The 663-nt window shown below is 70.1% G+C and carries 1 pseudogene; it reads right to left on the bottom strand.

The window, feature by feature from the left end:
* Window positions 1-391 precede the first annotated feature (391 nt).
* Window positions 392-663: pseudogene (locus CCN72_RS41165) on the bottom strand (PE-PGRS family protein); the annotation flags it as partial.

Raw genomic sequence — 663 nt, 5'->3', positions numbered from 1 at the left:
GAACCTCAAACAGCCCCTAGCGCCGCCGACCGCTCGTCCCCCCGACCGCTCGCTCACCCGCACAACACCCTGCTTCGCGCCGACCTCACGATTCGCCTCCGTGCCCATGACTGGCGGACGCGCCACCAGAGAGCCGATGCCGGGACGTCGGCCTTCATCGGCCTTCGTCGGCCTTCCGGTCGTCCTGACGCTCGGAGATCGCCGCCGCGCGAGCGTGCGCCACGTCAGGTACCGGTCATCGTGTGCAGGACCTCCGTCGGCCACGTCGGCGCGTGGCAAGAGGCTGACCGCCGGACGTCGGTGTCGGTGTGGTTCGCGCGTTCGGCCGGGACTCCGGGTCTGCTCCTGGCGTCGGCCAGGGCCGTGGTGGTGCGCGCTGGTGGCCGTGTGGTCACGGGCGGGTCCGCGGGCCGGCCAACTGCTCGTAGAGAGCGCGGCGTTGCGGTGAGGCTTCCTCGGTTTCGGCGAGTGCTTGGTCCCAGTCCCGTTTGATCTCGTCCAGGTAGGCCCGCCAGTCGCCGCTGGAGTGGGATGTGCCCATTTCTCTGAGGTCCACGAGGCGTTCGTTCTTGCCGAGGCCGCCGGCGCCGACCTTGTCCCGTTTGTGGCCGTGCAGGACCGACTCCGGGTTCGATGTGGCCTCGGTGGAGCGGAAGTCGTGCG

The sequence above is a fragment of the Streptomyces murinus genome, assembly GCF_002154555.1.
GTDB classification, from domain to species: Bacteria; Actinomycetota; Actinomycetes; order Streptomycetales; family Streptomycetaceae; genus Streptomyces; species Streptomyces murinus.
Note: the sequence above shows the minus strand (reverse complement) of the source record. Positions and strands in the feature narration are given on the sequence as shown.